12 protein-coding genes are annotated in these 17463 nt (G+C 39.7%); 6 read left to right on the top strand and 6 right to left on the bottom strand.

Annotated elements, in window-relative coordinates; genetic code table 11:
• Positions 1 to 56 precede the first annotated feature (56 nt).
• Complete coding sequence (locus tag OCU87_RS07715) at positions 57 to 1418, top strand: aspartate aminotransferase family protein (protein ID WP_261858358.1); 1362 nt, start codon at positions 57 to 59, stop codon at positions 1416 to 1418.
• 68 nt (positions 1419 to 1486) lie between these two features.
• The gene (phnX, locus tag OCU87_RS07720) at positions 1487 to 2299 is read left to right on the top strand and encodes a phosphonoacetaldehyde hydrolase (protein ID WP_390960695.1); all 813 of its coding nucleotides are present in this window, start codon (positions 1487 to 1489) and stop codon (positions 2297 to 2299) included.
• A 204-nt stretch (positions 2300 to 2503) separates the two neighbouring features.
• Here phnX and OCU87_RS07725 read toward each other — a convergent pair whose 3' ends face one another.
• Both OCU87_RS07725 and OCU87_RS07730 read right to left on the bottom strand, forming a co-directional pair.
• A complete protein-coding gene (locus tag OCU87_RS07725) occupies positions 2504 to 3340 on the bottom strand; it encodes an arginase family protein (RefSeq protein ID WP_062691053.1) in 837 nt (278 codons plus the stop codon).
• Between the two features lie 6 nt (positions 3341 to 3346).
• A complete protein-coding gene (locus tag OCU87_RS07730; protein ID WP_261858173.1) occupies positions 3347 to 4081 on the bottom strand; it encodes an IclR family transcriptional regulator in 735 nt (244 codons plus the stop codon).
• A 1004-nt stretch (positions 4082 to 5085) separates the two neighbouring features.
• Here OCU87_RS07730 and OCU87_RS07735 point away from each other — a divergent pair.
• On the top strand, positions 5086 to 5487 hold the full coding sequence (locus OCU87_RS07735; RefSeq protein WP_062691051.1) for a hypothetical protein: 402 nt from the start codon (positions 5086 to 5088) through the stop codon (positions 5485 to 5487).
• Between the two features lie 111 nt (positions 5488 to 5598).
• On the opposite strand, the gene OCU87_RS07740 is transcribed toward OCU87_RS07735, so the two are convergent.
• Together OCU87_RS07740 and OCU87_RS07745 are read right to left on the bottom strand one after the other, a co-directional pair.
• The gene (locus tag OCU87_RS07740; protein WP_062691134.1) at positions 5599 to 7005 is read right to left on the bottom strand and encodes a basic amino acid/polyamine antiporter; all 1407 of its coding nucleotides are present in this window, start codon (positions 7003 to 7005) and stop codon (positions 5599 to 5601) included.
• A gap of 191 nt (positions 7006 to 7196) precedes the next feature.
• Positions 7197 to 7676, bottom strand: a complete 480-nt coding sequence (locus OCU87_RS07745; RefSeq protein ID WP_261858174.1) for a cell division inhibitor SulA — start codon at positions 7674 to 7676, stop codon at positions 7197 to 7199.
• Positions 7677 to 8827: 1151 nt separating this feature from the next.
• On the opposite strand from OCU87_RS07745, the gene OCU87_RS07750 reads away from it, so the two are divergent.
• The 3 genes from OCU87_RS07750 to OCU87_RS07760 are packed head-to-tail and all read left to right on the top strand — an operon-like array spanning position 8828 to position 12371.
• Positions 8828 to 9940: a hypothetical protein gene (locus OCU87_RS07750; RefSeq protein WP_261858175.1), complete on the top strand. Its 1113-nt coding sequence runs from the start codon at positions 8828 to 8830 to the stop codon at positions 9938 to 9940.
• The gene (locus OCU87_RS07755) at positions 9940 to 10422 is read left to right on the top strand and encodes a three component ABC system middle component (protein WP_261858176.1); all 483 of its coding nucleotides are present in this window, start codon (positions 9940 to 9942) and stop codon (positions 10420 to 10422) included. Before OCU87_RS07750 ends, OCU87_RS07755 begins: the two co-directional genes overlap by 1 nt.
• Positions 10419 to 12371 carry a DUF3732 domain-containing protein gene (locus OCU87_RS07760; RefSeq protein WP_261858177.1) on the top strand — a complete coding sequence of 651 codons (1953 nt, stop codon included), beginning with the start codon at positions 10419 to 10421 and terminating at the stop codon, positions 12369 to 12371. The genes OCU87_RS07755 and OCU87_RS07760 overlap by 4 nt, the downstream gene beginning before the upstream one ends.
• Before the next feature lie 334 nt (positions 12372 to 12705).
• Here OCU87_RS07760 and OCU87_RS07765 read toward each other — a convergent pair whose 3' ends face one another.
• Positions 12706 to 13215, bottom strand: coding sequence for a hypothetical protein (locus tag OCU87_RS07765; protein WP_261858178.1), 510 nt, complete (start codon positions 13213 to 13215; stop codon positions 12706 to 12708).
• Complete coding sequence (locus tag OCU87_RS07770; RefSeq protein WP_261858179.1) at positions 13212 to 17084, bottom strand: reverse transcriptase domain-containing protein; 3873 nt, start codon at positions 17082 to 17084, stop codon at positions 13212 to 13214. The genes OCU87_RS07765 and OCU87_RS07770 overlap by 4 nt, the downstream gene beginning before the upstream one ends.
• Positions 17085 to 17463 lie beyond the last annotated feature (379 nt).

Consider the following 17463-nt stretch of genomic DNA (forward strand, 5'->3'; position numbering starts at 1 on the left):
AGACTCAGGTGCCGACTCAAATGCCGAGTCAGATCCCAAATCAAATAACGAGTCATATGGGGACGCGCGCGCTACGCAGTGAAGGGGATACTAATATCACGCCCGCACGTGAACGCTGGGTTGAATCTATTGCTGACCAACAAACGCAGACCATGTTAGCGCAAGACAGCCAATACTTTTTGCATCAAGCCATGTCGACACCCTGTTTAGATGCACTGGTTGGGGCGAATGGTATTTACCTAGAAGACGCTGCGGGTAAGCGCTACATGGATTTTCATGGCAACAATGTCCATCAATTGGGTTATGGCCATCCGCATGTATTAAGCCGAATTCAACAACAGCTGGCGAGTCTGCCGTTTTCACCGCGTCGTTTTACGCATCAAACGGCAATAGACTGCGCCAAGAAGCTCACTGAGATTGCAGGTGGTGATCTTAACCGTGTGTTGTTTGCGCCGGGTGGTACATCCGTGGTGGGGATGGCATTAAAGTTAGCGCGTTATATCACGGGCAATTATAAAGTGGTCTCCTTGTGGGATTCGTTCCATGGTGCGTCATTGGATGCGATTTCAGTGGGTGGTGAAGCCTGTTTTCGTGAAGGTATGGGGCCATTAATGGCGGGGGTAGAACGCATTCCGCCCGCGGTGAGCTATCGCGGCGCATTTCCTTCGCAAAGTGGCAGCGATGTTCACTATGCCGATTACCTTGAGTATGTGATTGAGAAAGAAGGTGGCATTGGCGCGTTCATTGCTGAAGGTGTGCGTAATACCGATGTGCAAGTGCCGAGTAAAGCCTACTGGCAACGCATACGAGAAATCTGTGACCGCCACAATGTGATGCTTATTATCGATGATATTCCTAATGGCATGGGTCGTACGGGTGAATGGTTCACCCACCAAGCTATGGGGATCGAGCCTGACATGCTTTGCATTGGTAAAGGGCTAGGTGGCGGTGTTGTTCCTATGGCGGCTTTGGTCACTAAGGATGAATGCAACACGGCAGCGCATGTGTCTTTAGGGCATTACACCCATGAAAAAAGCCCAATGGGTTGTGCTGCTGCGCTCGCAACAATGGAAGTGATTGAGCAGCAAAACCTGTTAGAGAAAGTGCGAGACGATGCTGCTTATGTCGCTGATCGTTTAGAAAGCATGAAACAACGTTTTCCTATTATTGGGGATGTTCGTGGCATTGGCTTGCTGTGGGGGATCGAACTCGTTACCGATAGGGTAACTAAAGAGCGTGCTTTTGATGCTGCCGAGCAGGTGCTATATCGCTGCCTTGAATTAGGCGTCAGTTTTAAAGTTTCGCAAGGTAACGTATTACAGCTGAGTCCGCCATTAATCATTGAACGGGAAGACTTAGCTAAAGCACTCGATATTGTCGAGCAAGCGATCTCAGAAGCCACCGATTCGACTGCATGAGTGTCTTTAAGCTTGTGCTTAGCACTAGCTGCTTAGAGTTGATTGAATAACAGCATTTTAGGATAAAAATGATGAAGCAAGTACAAGCGGTAATGTTTGATTGGGCTGGAACTGTCGTTGATTTTGGCTCGTTTGCGCCGACGTCTATCTTTGTTGAAGCATTTAAACGTGAATACGATTTCGATATCTCGCTAGCGGAAGCCAGAGTGCCGATGGGGCTTGGCAAGTGGGACCACATTAAATGTGTCGGTGAATTATCAGACGTTGATCAACGTTGGCAGGCTAAATTCGGTAAGCCGATGGACACCAATGACATCGATAAAATTTACCAAACTTTCATGCCACTTCAAATCGCCAAAGTAGCCCAACATGCTGATTTGATCCCAGGGACAAAACAGGTGGTTGCTGGACTACGAGATCAAGGTATTAAGATTGGATCATGTACGGGTTATCCGCGAGTGGTATTGAATGAACTCTTGCCAGCGGCAAAAGCAAATGGGTTTAGCCCTGATTGCGCTGTGGCAACCGATGATCTTGCGGCTGGTGGACGACCTGCGCCCTATATGCTGCTTAAGAACATGATTGAACTGGCGGTAGATGATGTAAAAACATGTGTGAAAGTCGATGACTCAGTACCGGGTATCACCGAAGGGCTCAATGCGGGCATGTGGACAGTGGCATTGCTGCTGTCAGGGAATGAAGCGGGTTTGACGCAGCAAGAATTTGAGGCAGCAGATGATGTGAAGTTAATGCAAGCCCGCAATAAAGCGAAAGATGCCTTTGCTATGTCGGGGGCGCATTATCACATCGATACCGTGGCGCAATTACCTGAGGTGATTACCGATATTAACCGTCGATTAACATTAGGTGAACGTCCATAGTTAAGCGTACCGCAATTTTGGTTTTGGTTTTAAGTTTTAGTTTTAGTTTTTTAATTTAGATGATGTAAATAAACGTAGCAGCCTCTAATACATAGAATAGAGGCTGCTTTGTTTTTACTTATTATTATTTGTTGTGTTTACTTATAGTACTGTCTGTATTTGAGCTTTCTGTTCTTTTAGAACCCTTGTGTTTTTATTAAGTGATTAGGCCGCGTGAGTCAGAATAGGGGGCAGTTCACACAAGGCATCTAAGATCTCTTTTGTTTGTCTAGAGCATATCAGGTTGTCTTTCGCACCCACCAACTGGATCATTTTCACTTTCCCCGATAAAACACTCTGGCGAAGTGTACGAAGAATCATTTTGTTATTTAGCCGGTTGTTATCATCAAAGCCTGCACTTGGCATTAATGCGGTTAAATCAATCGTAATAATAAGGTGATCACAGTGATTGGTATAACTCGCTAGCTGAGATTTAAGCGACGTACGATTACGAAAACTGTATTCATCCGTTGATAGCCAATTCACACCAAGATCGTCAGCATATTCATACAGCTGGCTTGTTTGGATCTCTTCATCAATGCCTAAGCAAAGTAGCCGAGTATTGTCATAACGGTTTAATGCAAAATGAAACGTTGAACCCAGCTGAACATCCAATGTTTGTTTTAGATCGAAGCGATGACCGATATTGACTAAACCTATCTCTTTATCTTTCAATGCGACAATTGGGAGAGCGTGCAGTAAAGTCTCATGGCAATTAGAGAGCACGACAGGGATAGAATGCAGCCCTAAATGTTTGCTTAAGCAGTGCTGAAAAGCGGTAGCATTATTGTCGTTTACCACAAAGTTTCCCGCATCAGAATAGCTAGGGGTCGACTGCTGTGGGTATAGCCAGTAAGAGGCGAGTTCAAGGCTCTGTTGAGCAAATTCAAACGCAGCCTGAGTCATTGGCTTAACACGCTCACAAACCGTCATAAGTGTAAAAGGGTGAACAGGTTGGTTGTGGTTGTGACGCATACGATAGCGTTTGAATATGCTTAACATTGTGAATTACCTTTCAGGTGGCAACACGCGAGCTGCCTGTAATACATGTAAGATGATCCGCTCTTTATTGGCTTCAACACGGTGCGCAGGAGCCATAACAGAAATAGCGCCGATCAACTTACTCCTTTTCATAACGGGGGCACTAATGCCAGATACGCCGGGGTCAATCTCCGAGGTACTGACAGCAAAGCCATTGCGTCGTATCTTTTCTAACTCTGCTTGCCATGCATCCATCCGATCTTCTTCACCAAAATAACGCAAGATTTTTTCACAGCGTTGAGGTGGTAAATACGCCAACATGACTTTTGATGAAGCCCCCCAAAGTAGTGGCTGGCTTTGCCCTTGTACAAAGCTACAGCGAAGTGCTTGCATGCTTTCTTTTTGGCTTACACACAGTGCTCGATATCCAACAGGCACCATGTATGCGGTCATTTCTCCTGTCTGTTTTTGTAGCCGACTTAACACCGCATCGACAGCATCTAAGTTGTGTTGACTTGTCTGATAGCTGCGCATCAATAACAGAGCCGCAGAACCGATAATGAGCGTTCTATCGTAGGGACTTTCCTCTATCAAGTTCCATTCTTTCAGCACTTTTAAATGGCGGTATAAGCTGCTGATAGGGACTTGGAGTTGCTCACTTAATGCCTTAGCCGATATTGGCGCCTCGTTTACGGCAACTTGCATCAGAAGCTGCAACGCCTTTTCGTTAACTTGGTTTGCTGTGTTTTTTTTCTCTTTCATGCTTATTTTTATCTCGATTTATCACGCACCTCAACTGTAATTCTTACTCAGTGCGAATTTTAAATAAACTGAGGGGGTATTTTCTCATCAAATGAGAAAAAGGTGGAGGGTTATATGCGGTTGACCGGTAAGAGCATTGAATGCAATGCCTGATTAGGCGTGTCTGATTGTAGATGGGGTTGATTGGGGATGTGCCGGATTGAGTGCGCAGGCTCTAAGGTTATTGTTCTGTTTTATCACTTGCTTGAATAGAGAGGGTGATAGCGTTTGATAGTTATTAGATGAATTAACGGTTAAGAGCTTATCACTGCAGTGATTAGTACCGAGATCGCGTGTTCTAGTGTCGCGATGAAATAAATGCTACCACTAGTGAACTGTAGCGAATTTAGAATAATATGCTGATATTTATTATTTATGGTCATGGTATTAGTTGCTGATATTTCTATATATAGACAAGTCTGTTTATATCTATGAATAAATGGATATTTTATTTCGATTGTTTTTTTTGTAGGAACAAAGGCGTAATTTACTTATGAAGGATGAAAATTGATCTTTGTTTAATCTATTGTTTTCAAAGGGTTTTGTGTTTTTGTGAAATGCTGAATCGGAGAGGAAATAGTTAATTCAATAATGTTAAGCTAATTATTGCTATTAGCGTTGTGGAAGCATTAATCATTTATTAATGCTAAATATTTTTACTACTTTCCTTATATATAATAAATTTATATACATATCGCCTTAGTAAACTATTTTAATCTTAAATTATCACGATGAGGTAATGTTGTTTATATCTCGTGCCTCACTTGTTAATCAGTTGTTCTAAATATATTTAATTAATGATTTAAATAATCTAAAAGCAAGATCGAACGCAAATTTTCATGATTTTGAAATACCCAAGCGGCAACTTAAACGTATATTAAATATTAAAGGCAAAAGATTTCATTGGGCATACACTCTGTTTCGTGAAGGAGCGTAACGCACCATGTTTCGTATTAAGGATAGATATGAAAGCATATAGCGAAATCGTCGATAGCGAAAAGGTGGTATTCGACTACACATCTTTTCTTTCAGCGTCTTGCCAGCAACACCATTTAACGTTCATGGATGCACTCAAATCGATGATCCCAGCTTTTGAAGTATCTTGGAAATCATCAGCCCCAAGCGGATTATCAGATTCTGAGAAGTTGCAGTTACAAGCGTTGAAAGTGTTGTCTACAAGCGTTAGCGATGCAAATAACGTAATACGGCTACTAAGGCTTGCCCGCACAGAAGGAATCATGTGCTTGCAAATAACCATGCCGTACGCTCTTGATTATGATCAACTCGAAATGATCACAGATAAAACAGACTGTGATATTACGTTTGAAGATGATAACGGAGAAGTGCTGGGTATTTGCATTCATTAGCTTTGTAACGCATTAAACCGTTGATAGAACGATACAAAAAAGCCAGCAATTCGCTGGCTTTTTTATGTGGTGTTTTATCAGTCTACACCTCACTGTGTAACACTGACGACGCTATAGCATTCCGTGCCATAGCATGCCTACAGCTAAGGTTGCCGCTACCGTTAACAGACCCGCAGCCGCTTTCTCTTTTCCTAAAAAGGCGGATACACCTTGCTCTCGCTTCGCCTTGACATAAAAGTACAGTCCCGGAAGGTAAAGCAATGCAGACAGCAATAAGTAATTAAGACCCGATGCATAGAGTAGCCATAAACCGTAAAGCGTCGCGCAAATACCGACAATAAGAAGTTTGCCTCGGTTTTTCTGCTCGATAGCTACGCGCAGAGTATAAGCACCCACAAGGAAGTAAGGCACTAGGATCATTTCAGAAGCAATCGCTAGTAAAGTGTCATAAGTACCACCTGCAAATACCACAAAGAAAAGTGAAAGCTGCACACAAATATTGGTGAGTTTCAGAGATTTCACTGGGCTACCAGCGGCATTTTGTTCTGTATAAGCACGCGGAAACATATTTGATTTAGCGGCTAGGTATGGTGCTTCAGACGCTAATACCGTCCAACTTAAGAATGCACCACATACTGAAACCAATAAACCAACCCCAATAAGCACACCGCCCCAAGGGCCAAGAACATGCGTTAACACTTTCGCCATTGAAGGGTTCTGTAATTGCGCAAGGGCTTCTGTACTGATCACACCCATTGAAAGTAATGTCACGAATACATAGATGGAAAGGGCAGTAAGTAGACCAAGAATAGTCGCACGGCCAATATCTTTACGGTGGCGAGCACGGCTTGAAACCACCACAGCCCCTTCAATCCCGATAAATACCCACACAGTAATTAGCATGGTGCCTTTTACTTGTGACAGCAAATCATGCTGTTCACCGAAATGTAAACCCGTAAAGTCGAATACAAATGTATCCCATTTAAAGGCAATAAAGGTGGCAATAATAAAGATAAACAGAGGCACCAGTTTAGCCACTGTCGTGATCAGGTTGATGATGGCCGCTGTTTGAACGCCACGTAATACAAGGTGATGTACAGACCAAAGTAAAACGGAGGAACCCGCAATAGCAAGCCAAGTATTCCCTTCGCCGAAGAGCACCAGTTCTGGTGTGTCGAAAAACATACCTAGCGTACTAAAAACGATCACTAAATAAGAGACGTTTGCCAGCATGGCACTTAGCCAGTAACCCCATGCAGAACAAAATCCGATGAAATCACCAAATCCAGCTTGGGCATAACCGAAGACGCCGCTTTCGATGTGTGGCTTCATTTGAGAAAGGTATTGGAAAGAGAGGGCAAGGAAAATCATCCCGATGCCGGTGATCATCCAACCTATGATTACTGCGGCAGGGCTGGCAACAGCTGCCATATTCTGTGGAAGGCTAAAGACTCCAGCGCCGATCATTGAGCCGATCACTAGCGCTGTCATAGAGCCTAACCCGAGTTTGTTATCCAAAATTGCACCCACTATAAATTCTTCGTGAGGGAGATAATAAAGGATCTTATTTTGCTTATTCGTGTGTTTGCACTAATTTTGTGACCTAGGGTGTTCATATCTAAGTAAATAAGACGGTTCATTGCCTTGGATCAATTATCAACTAAGTCATCAGTTAAATTGATGATGCCGTCGATATGACATATTTGTGCTTAATGAAACGTAATGCACTGTTTAGCTTGCTCCTTATTAATCACAAAGGCTAAAGATTTACCATTCTGTGCCGCTTGACGAATCGCTGCTGTTTGAAATGCCTCAATATTACCTGTCGTGATCACCGCGCTACAATTACTACTCTTTAATGCTCTTTCCATCAAGCTTGATAATGATTTTCCTTTGGTTTTATGAAGCACTAGTACTTTGTTTAAATCAATTCCCGCGCTGGTTAGTAGCTTTTTATCGAGCAAAGCGTCGTGGCCTATGAACATGATCCAGCGGTTTTCTTGATTGGCTTGCTTAAGTAAGCGTAGGAAGTAAGCAAGCTGAGTTTGGTGTTCGTCTGTGAAGCTAACTTCAATCGGGCAGCTAACAGACTGTGCAATAGAAACAGATGAACCTTGTAAAGATGAGTACGTTGATTTGTACGCTTGTGAAGCAGAAACAGAGTGTTGTGATTCAAATAGTTCAGCCATTGTCATCATCCTTACTAGTGGTTATCTATACATGCTGTATGTATATACAGTATTGTGAAATTAGACATTTGGCAACTGATAATTTTGAATATGGAAGAGTATTCAAAGAGATTAGGTGTGTGTTTAATGATGCTTTTTGTTTTTAAGCTTCTGTTTATAAAGAATTATTTTCTGGTGGCGTTCAGGTTGTAATTAAAAGAAAGCAAAAAAGAGTGTGGTGTTTTTCTGACATATCTCACACTGTATACAGTAGTTCATACAGTAGTTCATACAGTAGTTCATACAGTAGTTCATACAGTAGTTCATACAGTAGTTCATACAGTAGTTCATACAGTTGTCAGTTCCAGCCTCATTTGGGATTCTGTATAGCTAAATGAGATTCTGATTTTCTTCTTATCCTACTGTTTTTAATAGTTTTATTACTTAATGAGCATTTTGATGCAAATCAGCTTGTCTAATTTAGGTAGTGGAAACCTGAAAAGTGAGAGTCTAGTAGCTTGAATTACATCACGCCTGCAAAGAGAACTGTATAGAGTGAATATTGGCCGGTATTACGTGAGGGTTTGTCACTGCTGGTGGTTAGAACCTAATCAAATTAGATCCTGCGATGCAGAACATGAGTTAAGAGCGTGATTTTCCTTCCTGTTGAGCCTTACATTCCCCCATAGATTTCAATGTAGCTAACATTCGCGCCCCAAAGAACGCTCAAAAATCGTGCTTATAGCATATATACGCTGATAATAAAGTCAGATGTGTATGATAAATTGGACATTTATCAAATTTTATATCAAATCAGTTGGTATTATACAGCCTACATTTTGTTAGCACGGATACGGGGGCCGTCACCTGAGAGCGGTAGCATGTCTATTCGCTTTGCATTACTAAAGTAGTTGTGTGTAGCCTGGATGGCTTCTGAAATGGGGTATACCATTTCAGATTGTGAATAAATTTGTAATTGCACGTGAAGGCACAGTGCTCATGGATATCTAAGTCCAGTTAACTTTGAACGACAATATGTCGCTTGGCCGAGTGTCCAAGCTAGCTGGTGCAGATTAGTGCAAAGCCACTACCTAGATTATGACTATTTGGATGGGTAGAGAGAAGCTTATAGTTTTGGGTCTCAAGCTTTACGTTAAAGGATAGCGAAAATAATGACTGATGGTTTTTCAAATAATGCGACGCCTAAATACCTTGGATATGTTTATCAAGTACTAATTGCTATTGAAAAATGCTTTGAAGCTCAACCGAATGAAACTATTTGGATAGAGTGCTTTGGAGATGTTTATAATGGGCACACATTTACTGAAGTAAAGCACCATTTTGGGCATCATAATCTAACTAGTAATTCAAAAGATTTCTGGAATACATTAAAGAACTTGGTGGTAGAGGACTCTTTGCAATTTGAAAAAGTGGTATTGCATACAACTTCAACAATACCAGAGAACTCAATTTTTCATAATTGGAATGAATTATGCGTTGAAGAGCGATTTGAAAAAATAAATTCTTATGAGCCTTGTGATACAACGAAGAGCAATTATGATAAAATTTTCAAAGAAGCATCAAGCGAAGAGATAAAAAGTATTCTATCTAAATTTACTATTGAATGCTCAAGGTTGCCAATAGATCAGCAATGGGAATGTCTGATTGGTAATAGAAAGCTACGTTGTTTATTAGAGCAATATCGAGAGGATGTACTTCACTGGATCTATTCTTACGTAAATAAACGTGCTATAGATAATAGGAAATGTTGGAAAATTAATATTAATGATTTTGATGATGCATTTCAATATCAAGTAAATAGGTATGGTGGAAATAAAATCCCTTTTCCAAAGCATGATATTCAACACAAGCCTGATAACTCGGATACATTCAGGTTTTTAGATGAATATAAGGATATTGGCATTCGGGGACAAGATCGAGGAATGGCTCTCAATGAATATTTTCAAACTAAGAATAGTGAAGAGAAGCTTGTTGATTTTAAACCGGATATTATGCCCGAGGTGATTGAACAATATTTGGATGATGTTATAACAAAAGCGGAAGGGTATAAGAGCCAACTGTCTTATGAAATTGAATCGGAAGATATTGGAACAAGCGTTTCTAGTAAGGCTTCTAGAGAGGCATACTTTAAATTTCACAATAGTGATGTTTTGGGTATTCCTGATGTGTCAGATACCAAAGCGTATTTTATGAGAGGGAAATCTCATGAGGCTATTAATAAATCAAAGTATACGTGGAAGTATAAAGTTGAGGATTTCGATTGATGAATCCTGAAGATATTCGTAATATTAAGTATTCACCAATGTTAGTTTCAGAAATTTTATATCATTTCTGTATGGGTTCGAAAAGAGTTGAAGAACGTGGAGTTAAACTAGAATTAATATATTTGGTGCTTCCCTTTATAATGGAAGAGGAGTTTAGAGCTAAACTTAAATCCTCAAATGTTAACAGTACATTTAAGACTGCTTTTCTAGATAAAAAATTAAATTTAAAAGAGAAGTTATTTTATATAAATGACAGGGTAAAATACTCAAAAAAAGTTACAAATGACGGCTTGATATATTTGAATTCGATTTGTCATATATCAGTTGATGATTATTTTAATATACATTGTGAGATTGAAGATATAAGCTCAAGCAATGATATTAAATCTGAATACCTAAAGGCGGCTTACAATTTAGGTTCTATATTTGCGAAGGAGGGATATGTGAATGTATTTCTTAAAGCTAAGGTGAAAAATATATGAAATCTTTTCTTAAAAATATAATTTTGATAGCGAGTAATAAAGAAAAAAGATCATTGAGATTCTCTCAAGGCCTAAATGTTATTACTGGTGACTCTAAAACGGGCAAAAGTGCCCTTATTGAAATTGTAGACTACTGCCTATTTTCGAAGCGGTCGACGGTTCCTGTGGGCAAGGTTACAGATTTTACAGAAATATTCTGTTCTGTTTTTAAATATGACGAGAAAACTATAATACTAGGAAGATCAAAAAGTAAGCCAACAAAGTGTTATTTTTCTGTGGAATACGATAGTGATTTTGATGCAATGGCTTCAGTTGATTTTGATTATTTTTCAGCGATAAAACCAAGAACACGGCAGGAGGTTCAACAAGACTTTGAAGAGCATTTAGGACTTTCTGTTGATGATACTTCTTTACCTGAAGATGATGAACATGGAAGGAATAAAGGAAAGGTTTCTATAAGAAATGCGACATCATTATTCTTTCAGCACCAGAATTTAGTGGCCAATAAGCATAGTCTTTTCTATAGATTTGATGACTTTTTGAAAGGAAAATCAGTAATTGATCAGTTTCCAATTTTTATGGGATGGGTAGACAATAAATACTATCGTTTAAAGAAAAGAGCTGACAAATTAGATAAAAACATAAAAAAAATAGAGAAAGAAGAAAGAAAGTTAAAGTTAACGGTTCAAGAACAAAAAAATAAACTCCTGACACCTATTCAACAATATTATAATGTGTTGAACTTACGCTTCACTGAAAGTGATGCTTCGCTAACTAGGTTGAAAGAAATTGCTAATAATTTGCCTGCAGTGCCAGTTAATGCAGAGCAAAATGTGGATTTTAAAACCCAATTGATGGTACTTGAGAGAAAGAAGAATACAGAGTTACGCTTACTGTATGAATACAACCAGTTAATAGACCTTATAGAAGCTAATGATCAAGAATCATCCGATTATGCTCATTCAATGAATCAGTTAATTGAGCTTTCAAAAAATGAAAGGGATGTAGCGGCTTCTGTAAGTTGTCCTGTATGTAGTTCTGTAGTTGAGCGTGTAGGCTCAAGGGTAGAGGCTGCCCATCACTCAAGGGAATCACTACTGCAAGAGCTTTCTAAAGTAGGGGTTTATAAGAAAGACAGCTCAAAATCTTTAAACTCACAGTTACTTAAGCGTGACCAGCAAAAGCTCAAGGTTGCAGGAATTGAGAAAGAAATTAGACAGCTCAATAAATTATATAATGTTAAGAATGATCTTGCCGTTAGAGATGTGTTAAATCAGATTAAAGGACGAGTAGAAACAACTTTAGAATTCGTAGTCGATGTTCAAAAGCAAGAACAAAAATCTACAAATCTAGAGGATATGAAGGCCGAGTTAGAATTTAATTTAGCTGCACTGAGAGGGTATGGTTTAGAGCATAAGTTTATAGAGGCCAATGCTTTGATGAATGAAACCATGAATGAGCTTAAAAATAAGCTAGATTTTGAAGAAGATTTACGTGATGGTGAAATGAAGTTTAAAACTGAAGATTTTTCATTTTATTATTACTGCAACAAACAGGAAATCAGGCTCTCTGAAATGGGAAGTGGCGCAAACTGGCTAGCTTGTCATTTAGCTGTGTTTTTATCACTACTTAAATTAATTGCCAAATCAGAAGCTGTAATTCCAGCAATGTTGTTTTTAGATCAGCCTAGCCAGGTATACTTTCCAAAAGTTACACATCGATTCTCTTCAAATAATAAGCAAGAGCTTATGGGTGAGGAGCGTTTGGATGAGAATATTAAACAAGTGATTAATATTTTTCAGGTTATTAAAGAGTTTTTAGATGAATTGGAAAGAGATCCTAAAGTTAGATTTAGACCACAAGTGATTGTACTCGAGCATGCTGATGAACCACAATTTGATGATTTTATACGTTACCGTTGGGCAACCGAAGGCGATAAGTTAATTTAACTATATTCTGTACCCCAGAGCGAATTCTGGGGTGCTTTTTATCCTGTTCTCGTATAATTTCAAACTTGGCTTCTGAAACTCATTAAGTGCTTCAATTAAATTTGGGTGCATATCTGCATCAATATCTGAGTGTGTATTGAGTTAATCAATATAGCTCTAAGCTAAACACCTGAGAGCTAGCACCAATAACCTCACGAAGGAAGAGCTGATTTACCAAAAGCATTCGTTGAAACTCAATGGATAGTTCTACCTGATTTTTGATTTTGGTAATAAAGTCCTTTGTGTATGATCCTACATCAAAGAGCCAGCCCTTGTGACTGACTCTTCATGATGGTTAATCTGTCACTTGCTCTGTTGTTGTCAGCCTTTCTTCTTGGTGCTGCTCTCTTGTATCTTTAAGGGCTTCATTTAAAACTGCCATCAATTCAGGTCTCCACTCTGGGCGTTCAATAGAGTTTGAAGTTTTCAGATACCATTTGTGCATTTTGAGCTGAGATTTAATAGCAGTTTTCCACTCATTATCAGACTTGTCACTTTCTAATACTTGTTCGAAAGTAAATAACATTTGCGAAACAAACCAAGGGTATTTAGGGTTGGTCTTACCATTTTTCTTTATAGTACTTTGGTCACCATAGGCGAAGTCAGGATTCTCAAAGCACAGTTTCAGATATTCTTGATAAGCTGAATAGGCCGTAGCTCGTCGAGATTCTCTACGACCAGAACGTAATTGAGCAACAGTAAATGCCAAAGCTATACCTGCTATGGTCATCATGAAGATATCGGCTCGTTTATCCCAAAAGTCGAAGGTTAGTAGTTGAGCGATGTTGGTATCTAAACAAATCATTTACTATTTCCTGCTGGTGGGGTTTTAACTGGTTTATTGGACTTCATTGATGACCCACTGCTTCTAAAATCAAACATATTCATCTCGAAGCTCGAAATTGATACTTGATGAGAACCATGAGCATGAGTAATGAGTTTATGGAATCTCTCTTTGTATGGGGCCTTCGCTACTGAACCGCCAAACTCACCACTGTTAACCAATACGACGTGTTGATACATATGGTAAAATAGTGCATCAACCATGCTGTCAAAGGTTGCGATATCTTTATTCATAGCTGAAATGATATAGGCGTTTGATTTCTCTTTTAGATCTGCGCTGAGTTCAATATCTGTAGCGTCATAGCAAATTGACCCAGTGAGTTTGAATCCTTCTTGATTTGTGTATGCAGGATGCAAAAGTTCAACGATGAGCTGGTAAGGACGCCAAGGGGTTATGTAACCTTTTTCGCCTGCAGTCATATTCCATTTACCTTGTAAGCGTTTTATAAATCGTCGGCCAGAGTTTTTCTGATTGGGAATTATCCATATAGCAGAGTTATTAAGTTCGTGACTACTGTTAATATGGCTAAATCCTATGCCTGCAAAGACAATAGCTCCCGTTTTATCAGACAACCTCTCAAGAATATCCAGATCGTCGGGCGATACAGATAGCTCAGGCCATATGATTAAGTCTACTTTGCCCTTTAGCATTGGTTTTTCATTTACGCTATCTACACTAGCGATATTGTGCAGTATTAGCTCTGATACTGAAGCAACATGACGCCTATGCTTTGCACGATATTTAGGTGTATCAAGTTTCAGTCCATATTGACCAAAATCGTCTACCAATGGTAAGAGTGGTTGCACCATGATTACATTAAGGTGTTGCTTATCTTTAGACCAATTTAGGCTGACCTTTTCGACGTACGTAGGTATATTCGACAGATGGCAAAAGCCCTTTGATTGGGCTTCTAACCGACTCTTTATGCATTTTTCTAACTCTAGCAAGTTCCATTCGTTTGGCCAGTCATAATTATTACTTGAACTATCAACACCAGGCCATTGCAACAGCTTAAATAAAAGAGATGATAACCAGTCACTCATTGGAGATTTGCTTTCACCAAATGCTTCGGGGGAGTGCATCATTCCGATTTGACGCTTTAACATATTGGATCTAATCCCTCGGTAAGCAGGACGATCTTGATTTTGGATTGAACTGCCACTCCAATCTACCGAGCCTAGGAGACAGCTTCGAATGAACATGCCTATGTAATAGAGTGGCTTGTGCTCATCGGTTAGCCATTTTGGTGGCGCATGAAAGAGTTTGTTTGGTTCAGTAAAGTACTTAGGCTCTATATTTAGTTCGCATGAAGACTCAAGGCGCAACAGAGCTTTCCAATCTGAACATTCGACAGTGGAATTAGCTATATCGATGGGCTCTGAAAATTTTAGCTTATCTAGTTTGCGTAGTGTTGCAAGAAGAAGTTTAAGAATGCCATTTTCATGCTTGAATGGATTGTGATTTGATCTCAAAACTGACAATAACGAGATTTTTTTATCATTGTAATTTGATAACTCTCCACGTACTTTGGCATGATCAGTAAGCCCCAGGTAACTAGCCAGCTCACTAGCTTTTTTAGTCCAACTAAGCCCTTGTTTTTTTGATGTTGAATACAGAGCCTCAAAAAACTTAGGTTCACCTAACATAATAGTTTTCCCTATATTAGCTAGGTTTTGCTGATTGAGTTTTTGGGCTCTGATTCTTGTTACTCGACGTCTACTTTGTCTTGGAGGGGCTGTGTTGTAGATTGCTTCTAAAGCACTTACTACGGAGCGGATCACTTTAGGTTTATCTAGTGAAATTTGATGAGCTAATAAAACTGCTGTGGAGAACTCATTTTCTGGAAGAACGATGTCAATGTTTCGGAAGCCATTTAGTAATTGTGTAATGACGTTAAATGTCTTGTCGTTTAATTCTTCTTTTAGTGCAGAGTCGTTTCGTATCAAGCAGAAAAAAAGGATTTGTTCTGTAAGTGCTTCGTTTAGATTGTCGAGCTCAAATAGCTTAGAGGAAGCATAGTTTTCTAGATACTCAAAATAACCTTTAGGGTCTGAGTGAGCAGGAAAAGCCCATCTATCTTTTGTATGGATAGCTGTTGCAGAATGACGCAGTATCTCACTCAAACAGTACTCGGCAAATAGAACCAACTCTTTATCATCACGCTGACGCACTTCTTCCAAATTCGAAAGTATTGGACGTAATAGCTGAACGTGTGGAAACAGCTCTAAGCCTTTTTTCATAAGGAGCAAAAGGGATGGATCTTTTGTCCATCTAGATACTAGTTTGCGCGCCATTCTCTCCTGTAAGTAATCCCAGCTCCCAGGGATAGCTTTTCCTTCATCATTAACTTCCTGCGCGATCATGTTGCGCTTTTGACCTAACAAGTTATGTATTTTGTTAGCAGTGAAACGCAGGAGCGTGTCTTTTCGAACATCGTTAAATGTTTTATCAATAAAGGCTAATTCACTAGTAAAATCGAAATCTATTTTCTCTTCGTCGAGGCTTTCTGTGCTTAGGTTATCAGAAAGTTCAATTAAGCCTTCAAGGTGCCCCAATTGCTCATCTAGTTCATGTAAAGGCATTGGGCCGCTTATTTTACCTTGGATATCTGCTAGCTTGGCAGATACGGCACCTTCTTTTGAGCTGAAAATCTTGACCTTGGTTTTAGATTCCTGAAGAGTAAGATTTAACTTTTTAGTATAAGGCTCAAATGTCGAGGTGATTAGTTTTGCGAGTTCTTTCTCTGAACGAACGTGTTTCTTGGCTTTTACAATCAATCTAAGATCATCTACGTAACGGCATGCGTCTACTAGCATAACGTCACAATCCTCTGTTAGAGGTTTACCAATCAGTTGAGAAACATGTTTATCAAAATCAAGCATGTAGATGTTTGCTAAGAAACCGCCAGCAACCAAACCTTGAGGAATGCCTTTTTTGTTTTTTAGGATTGGTATATCTTCATTACGACAGACGTCTTTGTACAACTGCTTTGATTTAATTGTCCATCTCCAATTTTGGAACTTGTCTAAGACATGTTTAATACAGTCGTCAGGTTCAGCACCAGTCATATCTTTAACAAGCTTAGAAATTGTCTCAATGAGCAGCGGTCTTTCAACCGAATCATAAAACTTTGCAAAGTCTAGATGAACTTCGTATATCTGCTCCTCACTTGTTTTTACTCGTTTAGCCTCTCTACCAAAGTGTATTGGTCTAGCCAAAAACTGCTGATAGTCTTTAAAAAACTTGCTGTAAGTATTGCTGTTGCCCCACGAGTAAGCTGCTTCGCCATCATGGTATGTGCAATGTAGTCTATTGCCGTAGTTGATTACTTTTTTCTCATGAACCTCATCGAAGTCAGTTGATGGGTCGCCTTGCATGCTCTCAACTCTATTGGCGAGCAGCATCATAAATGCCGTAAATAGTGTTTGGTCATCGATAGATACATGCGCTAATGGGCGCATTGGTTGACATAAAGCCTCAAAGCTTTCGTCTTTTTTTTTCTTTGGTTTTGGTAACCAATGTAATGATGTGCCACCAAAGTCAAAATCGCTGTCTGAGGTTAACTCTACGAACTCCCAAGCATTAGATTTTGGTGCAGGTATAAGTTTAAGAGGTGAAAGCTTCAATTTTTGGGATTTCAAAGCTGAGGAGATAGCACTGATTCTTAAATCTAGTTCTATAGCTGATTTGTCTAAATCAAGGAAATCAACATACCAATTGATCCCTCTGATGTGTTGATGGGATTTTTTCCAAGCATTTAACAATATAACCTCATCTAGGAGGTATTTTTCGGTCGGTAAAAGTTTGTTGTATTTTTTATCAAGCAACATTGGCGAGAGTCGGCTAGGTAGTTAGTGATCCTTTGGTGTGTATTTTACTGTACTTGCATGCCCAGTATAAATGACATTCATCATCATAAGTTAATCTGAATCGCTAAAACCATCTGATATGGGGTGACGAACGGTGGAGAGCCTTTAGTTCCCTTACATTTGCTAGTTTCTTCTTTGTGGTTGACCGATTTACAGGAGGTACCTAGCTAGCAATCACACACTTCAGGGGGACATTTATGTTAGCTTTGTCTGTGGTGTTGGATCTGTTCAATTTGAAGGTGAGGAGGTTTTCAGTGATCGGCCTTACATGCTAGAGCATGTAGAATCGGTTTTACATGCGATCGCATGTAAGCATAGGTAGATATCTTTCCTGCACACT

The sequence above is a fragment of the Photobacterium sanguinicancri genome, assembly GCF_024346675.1.
Taxonomy (GTDB): domain Bacteria; phylum Pseudomonadota; class Gammaproteobacteria; order Enterobacterales; family Vibrionaceae; genus Photobacterium; species Photobacterium sanguinicancri.